We start from the raw sequence: 15,479 nt of genomic DNA, 5'->3' as shown, positions 1-15,479 counted from the left end.
CAGGGCGTACCTCGGCTAGGGTGCTGTGCATCATGCGTTTCGGGCTGCTTCTCCTTAGCTGCCGCGGTGAGGGCCTGTAGTCGTAGGCCGACCCCCTCCCCGCGGAGTTCGGTGCTGCGATCTATCGCCCCGTCGGCCTCTCCCTCGCTCTTCCGGAGCAGGGGGACCCCCAGCGGACATACGAGGAGCCCTACGCACCATGACGAATCCGTCGAGCCCCGCAGGTCATGCCGTCGGCCGGCCCACCCCGGTCACCAACGCGACGCAGCACCAGCGGCCCTCCGGAATGCCGGTCCACAAGTACGGCCGCTACGAGGCGGTCGACATCCCCGACCGCACCTGGCCGGACAACCGCATCACCGTCGCGCCCCGCTGGCTCTCCACCGACCTGCGGGACGGCAACCAGGCGCTGATCGACCCGATGTCGCCGGCCCGTAAGCGCGAGATGTTCGACCTGCTGGTGCGCATGGGCTACAAGGAGATCGAGGTCGGTTTCCCGTCCTCCGGGGAGACGGACTTCGCGTTCGTCCGCTCGATCATCGAAGAGGGCGCGATCCCCGAGGACGTGACGATCTCCGTCCTGACGCAGGCCCGTGAGGAGCTGATCGAGCGGACGGTGGAGTCGCTGCGCGGCGCCCACCGCGCCACGGTGCACCTGTACAACGCCACCGCCCCCACCTTCCGCCGGGTGGTCTTCCGCGGCTCGAAGGAGCAGGTCAAGCAGATCGCCGTGGACGGCACCCGGCTGGTCATGGAGTACGCCGACAAGCTCCTGGGCGACGAGACGATCTTCGGTTACCAGTACAGCCCGGAGATCTTCACCGACACCGAGCTGGACTTCGCGCTGGAGGTCTGTGAGGCGGTCTGTGACGTCTGGCAGCCCGAAGAGGGCCGCGAGATCATCCTGAACCTGCCCGCCACCGTCGAGCGCTCCACGCCGTCCACCCACGCCGACCGCTTCGAGTGGATGTCGCGGAACCTGTCCCGGCGCGAGCACGTATGCCTGTCCGTACACCCGCACAACGACCGGGGGACCGCGGTCGCCGCCGCCGAGCTGGCGATCATGGCGGGCGCCGACCGTATCGAGGGCTGCCTGTTCGGCCAGGGCGAGCGCACCGGCAACGTCGACCTGGTGACGCTGGGCATGAACCTCTTCTCCCAGGGCGTCGACCCGCAGATCGACTTCTCGCAGATCGACGAGATCCGTCGCACCAGCGAGTACTGCAACCAGATGGAGATCCACCCGCGCCACCCCTACGCGGGCGATCTGGTCTACACCGCCTTCTCCGGCTCCCACCAGGACGCCATCAAGAAGGGCTTCGACGCCATGGAGGCCGAGGCGGCCGCCGCCGGCAAGACCGTGGACGACATCGAGTGGGCGGTCCCGTACCTGCCCATCGACCCCAAGGACGTCGGCCGCTCCTACGAGGCCGTCATCCGCGTCAACTCGCAGTCCGGCAAGGGCGGTATCGCCTACGTCCTGAAGAACGACCACAAGCTGGAACTGCCGCGCCGGATGCAGATCGAGTTCTCCCGGATCATCCAGGAGAAGACCGACGCCGAGGGCGGCGAGGTCACCCCGGCCGCCATCTGGTCGGCCTTCCAGGACGAGTACCTGCCCAACCCCCACAACCCGTGGGGCCGCATCCAGGTCAAGAACGGCCAGACCACCACCGACAAGGACGGCGTCGACACCCTCACCGTCGAGGCCGAGGTGGACGGTGCGGAGACGGTGCTGGTCGGCACCGGCAACGGCCCGATCTCCGCGTTCTTCCACGCGCTCCAGGGCATCGACGTCGACGCACGGCTGCTGGACTACCAGGAGCACACCATGAGCGAGGGCGCCTCCTCGCTGGCCGCCTCGTACATCGAGTGCGCCATCGGCGACAAGGTGCTGTGGGGCATCGGCATCGACGCGAACACCACGCGCGCCTCGCTGAAGGCCGTGGTCTCCGCCGTGAACCGCGCGGGCCGCTGACGCCCGGCATCGGTCGCCCCCTTTGGCGCCCCCGTTGCTCTTTCCGAGCGGCGGGGGCGCCGTTGTGCGACCCCGCCACCTGAAGGTGGGGTTTGGATTCCGTGCATATCACTGTGAGTAAGTAGCTCAGTACGTTTGGTGATCGGCGCTCGTCGGACAGGCCACGGCGCGGACACCAAGGACGTGCAGATGAGCAGATATGGCATGCCCGCCCTCTCCCGGCTGGCCGTCGCGGCGGTTGCCTCGCTCGCCGTGGTGGCCTCCGCGTTCGCCCCGGCGGCGTCCGGAGCCCCGGCCCGGACGGCGGACCGTCCGGAGTACGTGGCGCTCGGCGACTCCTACAGCGCCGGGGTCTTCGTCCGCCCCTGGGAGGAGCACGACGGCTGCGGCCGCTCCGGGCGCAACTACCCGCACCAGGTGGCCGGTCAGCTCGGATTCGCGCTGACGGATGTGACCTGCGGGGCCGCCGAGGTGGTCGACGGGGTCCTCGGCCCCCAGCCGGCCGCCAAGATTCACGGGCCGCCGACCATCCCGCCCCCGGGCGGCTGGTCCGATCTGCCCGCGCAGGTCGAGGCGTTGTCCCCGGACACCGATTACGTGACCGTCGGCATCGGCGGCAACTCCCTCGGCTTCGGGGCCATCGTGGCCAAGTGCCTCGAACTGGGCATCACCAAGCCCCTTCAGCCGAAGCCCTGTACCGACCACTACAGCGACGGCGGGGCGGGCGAGGGCTGGCTGGAGGGGGGGTTCACCCAGCTCGACACCGACTTCGCCCACATGATGACGGTGATCCACCGGCGCGCACCGCACGCCCGGGTCGCCGTCGTGGGCTATCCGGCCATCGTTCCGGACAACTCCGGCTGCACGTTCGGGCGCTGGAATCAGCTCGGCAGCATCAAGAAGGGCGATATGCCCTGGCTCGACGGCCTCGAACTGCGCCTGAACGCACTGCTGGAGAAGCACGCCGCCTACCACGGCGCGAGTTACGTCGACACCTACGGGCCGAGCGCCACGCACGGGGTGTGCGCGAGCGGCGACGCGAAGTGGATGTACGGCATCAAGGACAACCTCACCGGTGACGGCGACCAGACCGACCCGCCGACGGAGCTGTGCCAGTCCTTCCCCGGTACCGGCGAGGCCTGCACCTTCGTCCACCCCAACGCCCGCGGCCTGGACAACCAGACCCGCCAGGTCACCCGGGCGCTGATGACCCCGTGAGGCCGATGTCCTCGTGAGGCCGATGACCCCGTAAGGCTGACGGCGGCCCCGGCGCGGGGGCCGCCGCACCTCACCGTTTTGGCCAAGCCGGGCTGCCGTCACGAGCGGCCCCACGGCCGCCCCACCCGTTGCCCGCCTCCCCGTGGCCATGCTCTTCACGGCGTCCATAGGCCCCGCCCCCTACCTTCCGGAGGGGCGCGGTCCTTCGTCATCCGGCCAGTTGTCCGGTACGAGGTGCTGACGCCGCATCACGTATGTGGCTAACATCACGTCCAATGCGACGAGGGGGCCATGGGGGGTACTCCCCCAGCTACCGCTGGGGGCCCCACCCGTGTCCGGAGGGGCACGGGTGAGTTACGGAGGGCTGACGTGATGCACAAGATGTGTGTGATGGGCGTGCGCACGTCCTGGCGGACCGTCGCCGATGGCGAGTTCTTCTGCCCGGACTGCGGCGGGGACCGGAACTACGCCCGCCGGACCGGCCGTCGCCGGCTCACCCTCCTCGGCCTCCCGCTCCTCTCCCGCGGCGCCGCAGGCCCGGTCCTGGAGTGCTCCGCCTGCCGCGGCCACTTCGGCCCGGACGCCCTGGACCACCCCACCACCCTCCGCTTCTCCGCGATGCTCCGGGACGCCGTCCACACCGTCACCCTCGCGCTGCTGGCCGCCGGCGGCACCTCCTCCCGCGCGGTCCGCGACACCGCCGTCGACACGGTCCGCGCGGCCGGCTTCGCGGACTGCTCCGAGGACGAGCTGCTGACCCTGCTCGCCGCCCTCGCCGCCGACACCGGCCGGCTGACCGGCACCTACGACGCGGTGACCGGCGGCCACTGCGGCCACCAGGGCCTGGACCCGTGCGGCACCGCGCTGGCCATAGAGCTCCACGAGGCGCTGGAGCCGCTCGCCCCGCACCTGGCCCCGGCGGGCCGGGAGGCGCTCCTCCTCCAGGGCGCCCGGATCGCCCTCGCCGACGGCTCCTACACCCCCGCGGAACGCGAGGTGCTGAGCACCGTCGGCGGCGCCCTGACGCTGCGCCCCGCCGAGATCAGCCGGCTGCTGGCGGCGGCGCGCACGCCGTCCTGAGGGCGGCAGCCGAAGACCCCGCCACCCGGGCGGGGTGACGGGGTCGGATGCCGGAGCGGCGGGCCGCCCATAGGCCCTCTCAGGGCCGTCTCGGGCTCGCCTCAGGCCCGGCTCAGCACGGGTTCACGCCGGAGTCAGGCGGACCGGCAGGCTCCGCAGACCCCCCGAGATGAAGCCGCTCGTGGCCTCCAGCTCCTCTGCCGCCGTGGCCAGTTGGAGGTCCGGGAAGCGGGCGAAGAGGGCCGGGAGGGCGATCCGGGCCTCCATACGGGCCAGCGGGGCGCCGAGGCAGTGGTGGACGCCGTGGCCGAACGCCAGATGCTCCTGGTGGGAGCGCCGGATGTCGAAGTCGGCGGCGGTGTCGCCATGGAACGCGGCATCCCGGCCGGCCGCCGCGTACCCCGGGAGGATCGCCTCGCCCTTGCGGATGGTCGGGCCGTCCGCGATCTCGATGTCCTCCACGGCGAAGCGGAGGGGGAGCGCGGCGATGCTCGGTGCCCAGCGGAGGGTCTCCTCGATCACGTCGTTCCAGGAGACCTCGCCCGACCGCACCAGCGCGAGCTGCTCGGGGTGGGTCAGCAGGGCGTGCACCGCGTTGCCGAGGAGATCCACGGTGGTCTCGTGACCGGCACCGATGACCAGGAGCAGGGTGTCCAGCAGCTCCTTCTCGGTCATCTGCCGGCCGTCGTCGTCCCGCGCGGTGACCAGCAGGCTGGTGAGGTCGTCCGCCGGGTGCTCGCGCTTGGCGGCGACCAGGTCGGACAGCAGCGCATGGACGGCCGCGCCGGTGGCACCGGCCTGCTCCGGGGTGGCCGTGGTGTCCATGATGGCCGTGATGAGGCGGGCGAGTTCGGCGCGCGCCTCGCCCTCGGGGAAGCCGAACAGCTCGCAGATGACCTGCATGGGCAGCGGGTGGTTGAACCGCTCCCGCAGGTCCAGGGGCTCGCCCGCCGGGTGCGCGGCGAGGTCGTCCAGCAGCGCCATGGTGATGCTCTCCACCCGGGGGCGGATGGCATCGGTACGGCGGGCCGTGAACGCCGGGGCGATCAGCTTGCGCAGCCGCCGGTGATCGGCGCCGTACGCGGTGAACATGTTGGTGACGCCGATCCAGTGCTGGAGCCAGCTGCTGCGGACCTCCTCGCGCTGCCACTCCGGCCAGTGGTCCCGGGGGTTCTTCGAGACCCGGTCGTCGGTCAGCAGCTGCTTGAGGAGGGTGTGGCTGGTGACCGTCCAGGCCTCGATTCCGCCGGGCAGTTCGGTCCGGGCCACCGGGCCTAGTGCGCGGAGGCGGGCTGCCTCCCCGTGGATGTCGCTTCCGACCGGGTCGATGACGAAGGGCTGCTGTCCCTGTTGTGCCATGGAGTGGCTCCTGCCTGGTCGGGGGTGATCGGGGTGAAGCGGGCCGGGAGCGCGACGAGGGCCCGGTGGAACGCGCCGTTGCGCCACTGCAACGTGCCGGGGTCCGCGGCGAGTTCGATGTCGGAGAGCCAGGCCGTGAGCCGCTCGATCGCCGTGGTGGCGATCAGCAGTGCGTGCCGCTTCACGGGGCAGGCGTGCGGACCGGCCGCCCAGGCGAGGTGCGAGCCGCCGCCCGATCCGGGCGTCCCCAGCGACGTGGTGTCGAACTGGCTGTTGGCGGCCGCGTACGACACCATCACCAACTGCCCCTTGCGCACCCAGGTCCCGTGGAAGAAGACGTCCCGGACCGGGAAGTGCGCGGAGTAGTTCGTCAGCGGCGGGTCGTTCCACAGCACCTCGTTGATGGCGTCGTGCGCGGTCAGCGCGCCACCGGAGAGGGTGTGGTAATAGCGGTCGTCGGACAGCATCCGCGACAGCGCGTTGCCGATGAGGTTGGCGAGCGGTTCGTTGCCCGCGCCCATCGTGAGGATGATGTTGTGGATCAGTTCCTCGTCGTTGAGCGCGTTGGGGTGGTCCATGAACCAGGACGTCAGGTCGGGACCGCGCTCGGCCTTCTTGGAGCCGACCAGCTCCATGATGTAGTTCGTGTACGCCTCGTTGGCGGCCGCCGCCTCCTCGGGCGAGGTGCCGTCCAGCATCCCCGCGATGGCCTCGATGAGCCGGTCGCTGTAGGAGTCGGGCATCCCGAAGAGGTTGTTGAACATCAGCAGCGGGATCAGCCGCGCGTAGTCGGCGATCAGATCGACCTCGCCGTGCGCCCCGAAGCGCTGGATCAGGCTGTCCGCGGCGTGGTGGACCCGGGCCCGCAGCTCATGCGGCTCGACCAGCTTGAAGCTGTCGACGATGACGTCCCGGTAGCGGACGTGCGCCGGCCCGTCCGTCCAGAAGACGTTGGGGCGCCACATCAGCATCGGCATGACCGGTGTGTCCGCCGGGACGGTGGTCATCCACTCGCGGGAGTCCTTGGACCAGGTGGTGTCGTCGTTCAGCAGGTCGAGGGCCGCCCGGTAGTCGGTGACCAGCATCGCGGTCACCTCCGGCGCGATCTCGACCGGTGCCAGCGCGCCGTACTGGCGCAGCTGCGCGTAGATGCGGTGCGGGTCGGCGGCGAAGTCCGGCCCGTAGAGCTTCACCGGGGCGTGGGCATCGGCAGGTGCCTGCTGGTACGGGGCGCCGGCGTGCGCCGGGCAGCCCGGTGGCGGCGCGGCTCCCGGCTGGTGCGGGGAAGTCACGGGTTCGGGTTCTCCTCGTGGGTGTGGGCCAGGACATGCCCGACGAGCGCGATCAGCGCGTCGACGGACTGCTCCCGGTCGCGGGCGTCACACAGCACCAGCGGCGTCTCGGGGTGCAGATCGAGCGCCTCGCGGAGCTTTTCGACGTCGTACTCGGGCGCGTCGGGGAAGGTGTTGACCGCGACCGCGTAGCGCAGTCCGGCCTCCTCGACGATGTCCATGACCTCGAAGGAGTCCGCCAGCCGGCGGGTGTCCGCGAGGACCAGGGCGCCCAGTGCGCCGCGGGCGATGTCCTGCCACAGGGGACGGAAGCGCTTCTGGCCGGGCGTGCCGAACAGATACAGCGCCAGGTCCCCGGGCAGGGTCAGCCGCCCGAAGTCGATGGCGACGGTGGTGGTGGTCTTCTCCCGTACTCCGGCGAGATCGTCGACGGAGGCACCGGTCTGGGTCATGACCTCTTCGGTGTGCAGCGGCGGAGTTTCCGACAGCGCACGGATCAGCGTGGTCTTGCCGACCCCGAACGGTCCCGCGATCAGCAGTTTGACCAGTGTCTGGTTCTCGCCGGAGAGATACATGTTGCCGGTGCTCGCGCCGGTGCCCGGACTAGGACTTGAGAGAGCGGAGTCCATCGAGAACCCTCTCCAGGATGTGTCGGTCGAATTGCTCGGCTTCGGGGATGGGGGCACGGGCGTGCAGCCGCCCGGCGTCGACGAGATCGGCCACCAGCACCTTCACCACGCTCACAGGCAGGTGAAGGTGGGCGGCGACCTCGGCCAGAGACAGCGCCCCGGGCTGAAGCAGCTCCAGGATGCGGTGCTCCTCCGGGCGTACCTCGCTGGTGATCGGCATCCCCACGCTGTGCAGCAGGGTGAGCCGGTCCAGGGTGTTGCGGCTGGGCTGGGCGCGTCCGCCGGTCGCCAGATAGGCCGGTACGAGGCGCCTGCCGCTGCTCTGGCGGGGGGTCATACGGGGTTACCGAGGTCCCGCGCCCGGCTGTTCATGACCTTGTTGCCCAGGGTCGTCACCTGGACCTGCATATGGTGCGCGACCACACCCATGTTCACCTCCGGGCCGGCGAAGACGGCCAGGCAGGTGTTCTCGCCGGCCGGTATCGCGAAGACGAAGCCTTCATCGGACTCGATCACGGTCTGCCGCAGCCGGGTGTCGTCCTTCTCGGCGAACGCCGCGGTGACGGCCCGGCCCGCCCCCTGGAGCGCGGACATCATCGCGGCGACACCCTCGGCGGAGTCCCGCTTCAGGCCGGGTGAGGAGCCCTCGATGAATCCGTCGCCGGAGATGACGGCTGCGTGAATAACATGCGGCAGCTCCAAAAGGGGTGCCAGCACCCAGGACTTGTCCTCGGCGACACGGCGGCGGGTGGGGCTGTTCATGACTAAGCGTTCCCTTCGGGACTGCGAGGGGGTTCTGAATGGGCGGCTGCCCGGCCGGATTCGGTACCGCGCTGGAGCGCGGCCCAGCGGGTTCCGGTCTCTTCCGGGGAGCGCGGCGGAGCCGACTCGGTGCGCGCGGCACTCTCGTCGGATTCGGACACGGGCTTACGGCGCCGCCGGCGCGGGAGTTCCCCTTCGGCCGGCGGGGCGGGGGCCTCGTAGGAGGCGGCGGGCTGCCCGGTGGGGGCGGGCCGGGCGGCGGGTGCGGGCTGCGGAGCGGGGGCGGCGGCCGGGGGCGGCGTCGCGGAACCGGTGGGCAGCATGGAGGCGGAACGATCCGGCACCGCTGAACGGTGCGGCAGAGGAGCCATCACGGACATCGGCTGGGCGCTCTCGTCGAGGACGGTGAGGAGGGGGTCACCCGGGATGTAGACGACCGCCCGCACACCGCCGTACGGCGACGGCTCGACATGCACCCCGTAGCCGTACTGGCGCACCAGCTGACCGGCCGCCGCGAAACCGGACCGCGGCGGGTCACCGAGCTGGGTGAGCAGCAGGTCCTCGTCACCCGACAGCAGCTCCATCGCCGCCTTGATCTCGTCGTCGTGCATCCCGACGCCGTAGTCGTCGACGATGACCGAGGCGCCGCGATTGCCCTGCTGGAGGGTGATGGTGACGGGAAGTTCACGGTGCGAGTGGTGCAGCGCGTTGGCCAGCAGCTCGGTCACGGTGATCGCGATCGGCTCCACGGCCCGCGCGACCACGGCGATCGGGTCACGCAGCTGATTGCTGATGTTCACGCGCTCGTAGCCGCGCAGCCGGGAGGTGGCGCCGACGACCAGCTCGGCCAGGTAGGAGTCCTCGCGGGTCAGCCCCGGCCAGGCGCCGCAGACGACACCGGTGGCCTGAACGCGCCGCAGCGCCTGCTCGTTGAGGAAGTCGGCGTTCAGCAGATCCTGGGCGATGTTCGGGTCGTCGTAGCGGTGCTGCATCTCCTGGAGCGCCGTCTGGAGCTGGTAGAGCAGCGCCTGGATGGTGGTGGTCGCCCCGCGGAGGGTGGACTGCGCGGCGGCGTCGACCCGCGCCCGCTCCTTGGTGATCGCGTCGCTGACCTGCTCCAGTACGGCGTTCAGCGCCTGGTCGGTCTCCGACCCGGTGAACCGCGCGTCCAGCAGCCCCGGGACGGGCACGTGCGGGTGCGCCAGTGCCAGCGTCAGATCGGGGAGCCTGCTACCGGCCAGATGCCGGATCTCGGCCTCGGTGGCGCGCAGCCGGGCCGTCAGCTCCGTATTGCTGTGGAGCGTGGCGCTGTTCTGTTCCTCAGCGGCGGACAGGCGCTTTCTCAGGTCCGCGCGTCGCCTGCCCGCACGGATCGAGAGCGCCGCCAGGACCACGGCGGCGGCCGTACCTGCGCTGAGGCACCACAACAGCGCCTCCGGTATGGATGTCATCGAGATCCTCAATTGGGTACTGACTGGATCGGCCGGCCTTCACGGCGGTGTGTTGCCGAACTTCACGGGATGCTACCGGGCAGTTGACGAGCCGTGAGGGCCACTTCCACGGGGCGACTGAGAAGTGCGGAAGGTCGCCTTCCGCCCACGATGACCCGGACCATAACGTGATGTGGCCCCGTCATCCAGCGGGATGGCGGGGCCTTTGTGAGCCTGTTGTGCACGCCTGGTGAAAGACGGTCAGGCGCCGGCGAAATGCGCGTTTTTGACGGCGTCGACGAATGTGGCCCATCCCGCAGCCGGGAAGACGAGCGCGGGGCCGTCGGGGTTCTTGCTGTCGCGGACGGGGACGACGGAGAAGCTGTCCGCGATCTCGACGCAGTTGCCGCCGTTGCCGTCGCTGTAGCTGCTCTTGCGCCAGCGGGCGGTGCTCAGGTCGTACTCACGCATTGTCTGTAGTCCTCCGCCGCCGATTCGATCAGGGCTCGGGACGCCTCCGGCGACAGTGCGGCGGCCCTGAGCAGATCGTAGTCCTGCTGTACACGCTTCACCACGGCCGGATCGTCCAGCAAATTCCCCGAATACACGGCTTCTGTATAGGAGGTTGGCGGAGCGTCTTCGAACTCCATGAGCTTTAGAGACTTGCCCATCTGCGTGCATGCCCCTGCCGCGAAGGGCACCACCTGCACGAGGATCTTGCGCTCACGCATGAGCCGGGCGACGTGCTCCAACTGCTCCGCCATGACGCTCGGACCGCCGACCGGCACCCGTAGTGCAGCCTCGTGCAGCACCGCCCAATACAAGGGCCGGGTAGCTTCCTTGAGGATGATCGCCCGATCCAGGCGGGCGTGGACCGTGTCCTGGACGAACTTGTCAGCCGCGAGTGGGTTGTGTGCGAGCGTGAGCTCCTGCGCGTACGCCGCGGTCTGTAGCAAGCCGGGCACGATCATCGACTCGAACTCGCAGATCTTCGTCGCCAGCGGTTCCAGGTCCGCCGCTGCCGCGAAGTAATCCGCATACCGCTTGTCGTCGATCAGCTTTCGCCAGGTCCGCTCGAAAAAGCCATCGGTTTGTAGGACCTCATCGATGCGCACTGCCACGTCCAGCTGCGGCTTTCTGATCGCCTGCTCGAACTGGCCGATGTAGCCGCCGGACAGGAAGACCATGCGGCCCAATGCGTCCTGGGTCAATCCCGCCTCCTCCCGCCGGCGCTTGAGCTCCGTGCCCCAGAACTCCCAGGCGGCTTGCCGTGAAGCATTGGCCATGACGTACGTCCTTTCCCTGCGCACCCGTTGTAGTGGCCGTCCCCCTTGCCCACCGTAGTTCCGCACCGTCACGCTCTGACTGCGAACAGTGAAACCCCTCACGGAAAGTGCGGATGCTCATGCAGCAGTTCAAGGAAGTGGAAGCCGTGACGTCGGAATTGCGCGAAGCCCTGGCCAGGGCCGGCGTCGTCCTGCCCTCGCTGCGCCCGGATCCGGTGTCGATCGCGCACCGCTACATCCCGCCGCTCGTCGAGCTCGGGCGCTGCTCGATGGAGGTCGCCCGGCAGCTCACCGACGCCCTGACCGAGCACTCCAGGGGCGAGCGGGGCTGAGGGGCTGAGGGGCCGGGCCCGAGGGGCACCCTGCCGGTGCCGCTTGGGCCATGCGCGAGAATGGCGCCATGAGTCTGTTCCGCGACGACGGCATCGTGCTGCGCACCCAGAAGCTGGGTGAGGCGGACCGGATCATCACGCTGCTCACCCGGGGGCACGGCCGGGTCCGTGCGGTGGCCCGTGGGGTGCGGCGCACGAAGTCGAAGTTCGGGGCGCGGCTGGAGCCGTTCTCGCATGTCGATGTGCAGTTCTACGCCCGCGGCAGCGAGCTGATCGGGCGCGGTCTGCCGCTGTGTACGCAGAGCGAGACGATCGCGGCGTACGGCGGCGGGATCGTCACCGACTACGGCCGCTACACGGCCGGGACGGCCATGCTGGAGACCGCCGAGCGGTTCACCGCGCACGAGGGCGAGCCCGCCGTACAGCAGTATCTGCTGCTGGTCGGCGGGCTGCGGACGCTGTCCCGCGGGGAGCACGAGCCGCATCTGGTGCTGGACGCGTTCCTGCTGCGCTCGCTCGCCGTCAACGGCTACGCGCCGAGTTTCGACAGCTGTGCGCGGTGCGGGCTGCCCGGCCCCAACCGGTTCTTCTCGGTCGCGTCGGGCGGGGTGACCTGTGGTGACTGCCGGGTGCCGGGGAGCGTCGTACCCTCCTCTGAGGCCATCGGGCTCCTGAGTGCGCTGCTGACCGGCGACTGGGAGACCGCGGACGCCTGCGAGGCCCGTCATGCCCGGGAGGGCAGCGGCCTCGTCACGGCGTATCTGCACTGGCATCTGGAGCGGGGCCTGCGCTCTCTCCGGTACGTAGAGAAATAGCGAACACGACCCTCAAGGCAATACGCCTCTCAAGACCTCTAGGAGAAGTGGGCCGCATGGCACGACGCGGGATTCTGGGCCGTAATCGACGTGAATACCTCACGCCCGAGCCGCACCCTTCCGGTGCCCGGCCGCCGAAGATCCCCAGCGAGCTCGTCCCGAACCATGTGGCGGTCGTCATGGACGGCAACGGCCGGTGGGCCAAGGAGCGCGGGCTGCCGCGCACCGAGGGCCACAAGGTCGGCGAGGGCGTCGTCCTGGACGTCCTCAAGGGCTGCATCGAAATGGGCGTGAAGAATCTTTCGCTGTACGCCTTCTCGACGGAGAACTGGAAGCGGTCGCCCGACGAGGTCCGCTTCCTGATGAACTTCAACCGCGATGTGATCCGGCGGCGCCGTGACGAGATGGACGCGCTGGGTATCCGTATCCGCTGGGTCGGGCGGATGCCGAAGCTGTGGAAGTCGGTCGTGCAGGAGCTCCAGATCGCCCAGGAGCAGACCAAGAACAATGACGCGATGACGCTGTATTTCTGCGTGAATTACGGCGGCCGGGCCGAGATCGCGGACGCCGCGGCGGCCATCGCGGCGGATGTGCGGGCCGGAAAGCTCGACCCGTCGAAGGTCAATGAGAAGACCATCGCGAAGTACATGTACTACCCGGACATGCCGGACGTGGACCTCTTCGTGCGGCCGTCGGGCGAGCAGCGGACCTCGAACTACCTGATCTGGCAGAGCGCGTACGCCGAGATGGTGTTCCAGGACATTCTGTGGCCGGACTTCGACCGTCGGAACCTGTGGGAGGCGTGCCTGGAGTACGCCAAGCGGGACCGCAGGTTCGGCGGCGCGCAGCTGGCGGACGGCGAGACCGCGACGTAAGCGGCGGGCAGACGCGAACGGGCCGCCTCCGGTCATCGGAGGCGGCCCGCTGCGTTGCGGTGCGGTCTGCCGCTACTGCTTCTCGGTGGCCCGCTCGGCGCACTCGCCGCAGGTCCCGAAGATCTCGATGGTGTGCGCGACGTCCTGGAAGCCGTGCTCCCGGGCGATCTGGTCGGCCCACTTCTCCACCGCGGGGCCCTCGACCTCGACGGCCTTGCCGCAGGCCCGGCACACCAGGTGGTGGTGGTGATCGTCGGTGCTGCACCGGCGGTAGACCGCCTCGCCGTCGCTGGTGCGCAGCACATCGACCTCACCGGCGTCGGCGAGGGACTGAAGCGTCCGGTAGACGGTGGTCAGCCCGACGGAGTCGCCCTTGTGCTTGAGCATGTCGTGCAGCTCCTGCGCACTGCGGAACTCGTCGACCTCGTCGAGTGCGGCCGACACCGCGGTCCGCTGCCGCGTCGACCGGCCGCGTACCGGAGATCCCGCGCTCGTCGCCACCGTTGCCTCCCTAGGACGTTACGACGTCAGGACTTCCCCCTGCCGTTGCGTCCCGCCATTGTGCCAGGTGATGACCCGCCCGCCGGGGAGACGCTTACCGATACACGTATCTGTCGCCGGCGGTGTCCGCCGGCTTCCTGCCGCCCGTGCTCACCCGGCCACGCTGACATCGTCCGTCGCCGAGCGGCCGCCGGGTACCTCCAGAGTGCACCCCTTCGAGGCTTCTGCGGCAGCCCTTGCACGCTTTTTCGCGAGCGGCGCGGCGAGCCCGGTGAAGAGCACGAACAGGCCGATGGCGAACAGCACGATCGTGGCGCCGGACGGGACGTCGACGTAGTACGAGGTGGTGGTGCCCGTCAGGGTGACCGCGACGCCGATCGCCACGGCCACCGAGAAGGTGACCGCGAAGCTGCGGCTGATCTGCTGGGCGGCCGCCACCGGGATCACCATCAGGGCGCTGACCAGCAGCAGACCGACGACGCGCATGGCGACGGTGACGGTGACCGCGGCGGTGACGGCGACCAGCAGATTCAGCAGCCGTACCGGCAGGCCGGTCACCCGGGCGAACTCCTCGTCCTGGCACACCGCGAACAGCTGGCGGCGCAGCCCGATCGTGATCGCCAGCACCAGGGCGGCCAGCACGTAGATCGTCGTCATGTCCTGCGGCGAGACGGTGGTGATCGAGCCGAAGAGGTAGGTGCCGAGGTTGGCGTTGGAGCCCGCGTCGGAGAGGTTCATCAGCATCACACCGCCCGCCATACCGCCGTAGAACAGCATGGCCAGCGCGAGATCGCCGCGGGTCTTGCCGTACCAGCGGATCAGTTCCATGACGACGGAGCCGGCGATGGCGACGGCGGTGGCCATCCAGATGGGGCTGGTGTTCAGCAGGAAGCCGAGGCCGACGCCGGTCAGTGCGACATGGCCGATGCCGTCGCCCATCAGGGCCTGGCGGCGCTGGACGAGGTAGATGCCGATGGCGGGGGCGGTGACGCCGACGATCAGGGCGGCGATCAGGGCCCGCTGCATAAAGGCGTAGTTCAGGATTTCCATGTCGGTCCACCTCGCGAAAGGGCGCCGGTACTCGGGTGTCGGCTGGGGGTGCGGGGGGCGTCCCCCGAAGATCGCGGCATCAGCTGAGCAGCCCCGTCCGGATCGGTTCCGCGGCCTGGTCGGCGTGCGGGTGGACATGGTCGTGGCCGGGCAGCGCGTGCTGGCCGACGGCCTCGGGCGGCGGGCCGTCGTGGACGACACAGCCGTCCCGCAGCACCACCGCGCGGTCGATCAGCGGCTCCAGCGGGCCCAGCTCGTGCAGCACGAGCAGGACCGTGGTGCCGCGGCCGACCTGTTCGCGCAGGGCGGCGGCGAGCACCTCCTGGCTGGCCAGGTCGACGCCGGCCATCGGCTCGTCCATGATCAGCAGTTCGGGTTCGCCGGCCAGCGCACGGGCGATCAGCACCCGCTGGTGCTGGCCGCCGGAGAGCGCGTTGACGGAGTCCTTGGCGCGGTCCGCCATGCCGACAAGCTCCAGCGCCCGGTGCACCGCGGCCCGGTCGGTCTTGCGCAGGATGCCCAGCTTCGTACGGGCCAGCCGGCCGGCCGTGACGACCTCGCGGACGGTGGCGGGGACGCCGCCGGCCGCGGTGGTGCGCTGCGGGACGTAGCCGACCCGGGCCCAGTCCCGGAACCGCCGGAACTCCGTGCCGAAGAGGGCCAGCTCACCGCCGGTGAGCGGGACCTGGCCGATCACGGAGCGGACGGCGGTGGACTTGCCGGAGCCGTTGGCGCCGAGCAGCGCGACGACCTCGCCGGAGTGCACGGTGAGATCGACACCGCGCAAGACGGGGCGGGCGCCCAGCGAGGCGGTCGCCCCGCGCAGGTCGATCACCGGCTGGGTGGGCGGCTGGTTCATGGGGGCCTCCGTC

General features: G+C 70.0%; 17 protein-coding genes. 6 read left to right on the top strand and 11 right to left on the bottom strand.

What is annotated here, in order from left to right; genetic code table 11:
- Positions 1–199 precede the first annotated feature (199 nt).
- From leuA to CP981_RS12995, 3 genes are all read left to right on the top strand, one after another.
- Complete coding sequence (gene leuA, locus CP981_RS13005; RefSeq protein WP_085927066.1) at positions 200–1,978, top strand: 2-isopropylmalate synthase; 1,779 nt, start codon at positions 200–202, stop codon at positions 1,976–1,978.
- Positions 1,979–2,167: 189 nt separating this feature from the next.
- Positions 2,168–3,196, top strand: coding sequence for an SGNH/GDSL hydrolase family protein (locus CP981_RS13000; RefSeq protein ID WP_244329642.1), 1,029 nt, complete (start codon positions 2,168–2,170; stop codon positions 3,194–3,196).
- 372 nt (positions 3,197–3,568) lie between these two features.
- Positions 3,569–4,276, top strand: coding sequence for a TerB family tellurite resistance protein (locus CP981_RS12995; RefSeq protein ID WP_085927068.1), 708 nt, complete (start codon positions 3,569–3,571; stop codon positions 4,274–4,276).
- Positions 4,277–4,399: 123 nt separating this feature from the next.
- On the opposite strand, the gene CP981_RS12990 is transcribed toward CP981_RS12995, so the two are convergent.
- From CP981_RS12990 to CP981_RS12955, 8 genes are all read right to left on the bottom strand, one after another.
- Positions 4,400–5,635: a cytochrome P450 family protein gene (locus CP981_RS12990; RefSeq protein WP_085927069.1), complete on the bottom strand. Its 1,236-nt coding sequence runs from the start codon at positions 5,633–5,635 to the stop codon at positions 4,400–4,402.
- Positions 5,551–6,927: a cytochrome P450 family protein gene (locus tag CP981_RS12985; protein WP_085927070.1), complete on the bottom strand. Its 1,377-nt coding sequence runs from the start codon at positions 6,925–6,927 to the stop codon at positions 5,551–5,553. The genes CP981_RS12990 and CP981_RS12985 overlap by 85 nt, the downstream gene beginning before the upstream one ends.
- Positions 6,924–7,502 (bottom strand): GTP-binding protein, encoded by a 579-nt coding sequence (locus CP981_RS12980; protein WP_085927071.1) that lies wholly within the window; start codon positions 7,500–7,502, stop codon positions 6,924–6,926. Before CP981_RS12980 ends, CP981_RS12985 begins: the two co-directional genes overlap by 4 nt.
- A 28-nt stretch (positions 7,503–7,530) precedes the next feature.
- On the bottom strand, positions 7,531–7,893 hold the full coding sequence (locus CP981_RS12975) for a DUF742 domain-containing protein (protein ID WP_085927072.1): 363 nt from the start codon (positions 7,891–7,893) through the stop codon (positions 7,531–7,533).
- On the bottom strand, positions 7,890–8,318 hold the full coding sequence (locus tag CP981_RS12970; protein WP_042154637.1) for a roadblock/LC7 domain-containing protein: 429 nt from the start codon (positions 8,316–8,318) through the stop codon (positions 7,890–7,892). The genes CP981_RS12975 and CP981_RS12970 overlap by 4 nt, the downstream gene beginning before the upstream one ends.
- A 2-nt stretch (positions 8,319–8,320) precedes the next feature.
- Positions 8,321–9,769 carry an ATP-binding protein gene (locus tag CP981_RS12965; RefSeq protein WP_085927073.1) on the bottom strand — a complete coding sequence of 483 codons (1,449 nt, stop codon included), beginning with the start codon at positions 9,767–9,769 and terminating at the stop codon, positions 8,321–8,323.
- A gap of 240 nt (positions 9,770–10,009) precedes the next feature.
- Positions 10,010–10,219, bottom strand: coding sequence for a DUF397 domain-containing protein (locus tag CP981_RS12960; RefSeq protein WP_085927074.1), 210 nt, complete (start codon positions 10,217–10,219; stop codon positions 10,010–10,012).
- Positions 10,201–11,034 (bottom strand): helix-turn-helix domain-containing protein, encoded by an 834-nt coding sequence (locus CP981_RS12955; protein WP_085927075.1) that lies wholly within the window; start codon positions 11,032–11,034, stop codon positions 10,201–10,203. Before CP981_RS12955 ends, CP981_RS12960 begins: the two co-directional genes overlap by 19 nt.
- Positions 11,035–11,147: 113 nt before the next feature.
- Between CP981_RS12955 and CP981_RS12950 the strand changes: the two genes are divergently transcribed.
- The 3 genes from CP981_RS12950 (at position 11,148) to CP981_RS12940 (ending at position 13,056) form a co-directional block, all read left to right on the top strand.
- Positions 11,148–11,366, top strand: coding sequence for a hypothetical protein (locus CP981_RS12950; protein WP_371874027.1), 219 nt, complete (start codon positions 11,148–11,150; stop codon positions 11,364–11,366).
- A gap of 68 nt (positions 11,367–11,434) precedes the next feature.
- The gene (gene recO / locus CP981_RS12945) at positions 11,435–12,181 is read left to right on the top strand and encodes a DNA repair protein RecO (protein WP_085927076.1); all 747 of its coding nucleotides are present in this window, start codon (positions 11,435–11,437) and stop codon (positions 12,179–12,181) included.
- Between the two features lie 56 nt (positions 12,182–12,237).
- Entirely contained in the window at positions 12,238–13,056 is an 819-nt protein-coding gene (locus tag CP981_RS12940) for an isoprenyl transferase (protein WP_085927077.1), read from the top strand.
- Between the two features lie 72 nt (positions 13,057–13,128).
- On the opposite strand, the gene CP981_RS12935 is transcribed toward CP981_RS12940, so the two are convergent.
- The 3 genes from CP981_RS12935 to CP981_RS12925 form a co-directional block, all read right to left on the bottom strand.
- On the bottom strand, positions 13,129–13,557 hold the full coding sequence (locus CP981_RS12935; RefSeq protein ID WP_085927078.1) for a Fur family transcriptional regulator: 429 nt from the start codon (positions 13,555–13,557) through the stop codon (positions 13,129–13,131).
- 150 nt (positions 13,558–13,707) lie between these two features.
- Entirely contained in the window at positions 13,708–14,607 is a 900-nt protein-coding gene (locus CP981_RS12930; RefSeq protein WP_085927079.1) for a metal ABC transporter permease, read from the bottom strand.
- 79 nt (positions 14,608–14,686) lie between these two features.
- Positions 14,687–15,466 carry a metal ABC transporter ATP-binding protein gene (locus tag CP981_RS12925; RefSeq protein WP_085927080.1) on the bottom strand — a complete coding sequence of 260 codons (780 nt, stop codon included), beginning with the start codon at positions 15,464–15,466 and terminating at the stop codon, positions 14,687–14,689.
- Positions 15,467–15,479: the final 13 nt, after the last annotated feature.

It is taken from the genome of Streptomyces platensis, assembly GCF_008704855.1.
Lineage (GTDB): Bacteria > Actinomycetota > Actinomycetes > Streptomycetales > Streptomycetaceae > Streptomyces > Streptomyces platensis.
The sequence above is the reverse complement of the archived record's forward strand: the minus strand, read 5'-3'. Positions and strand labels throughout refer to the sequence as shown.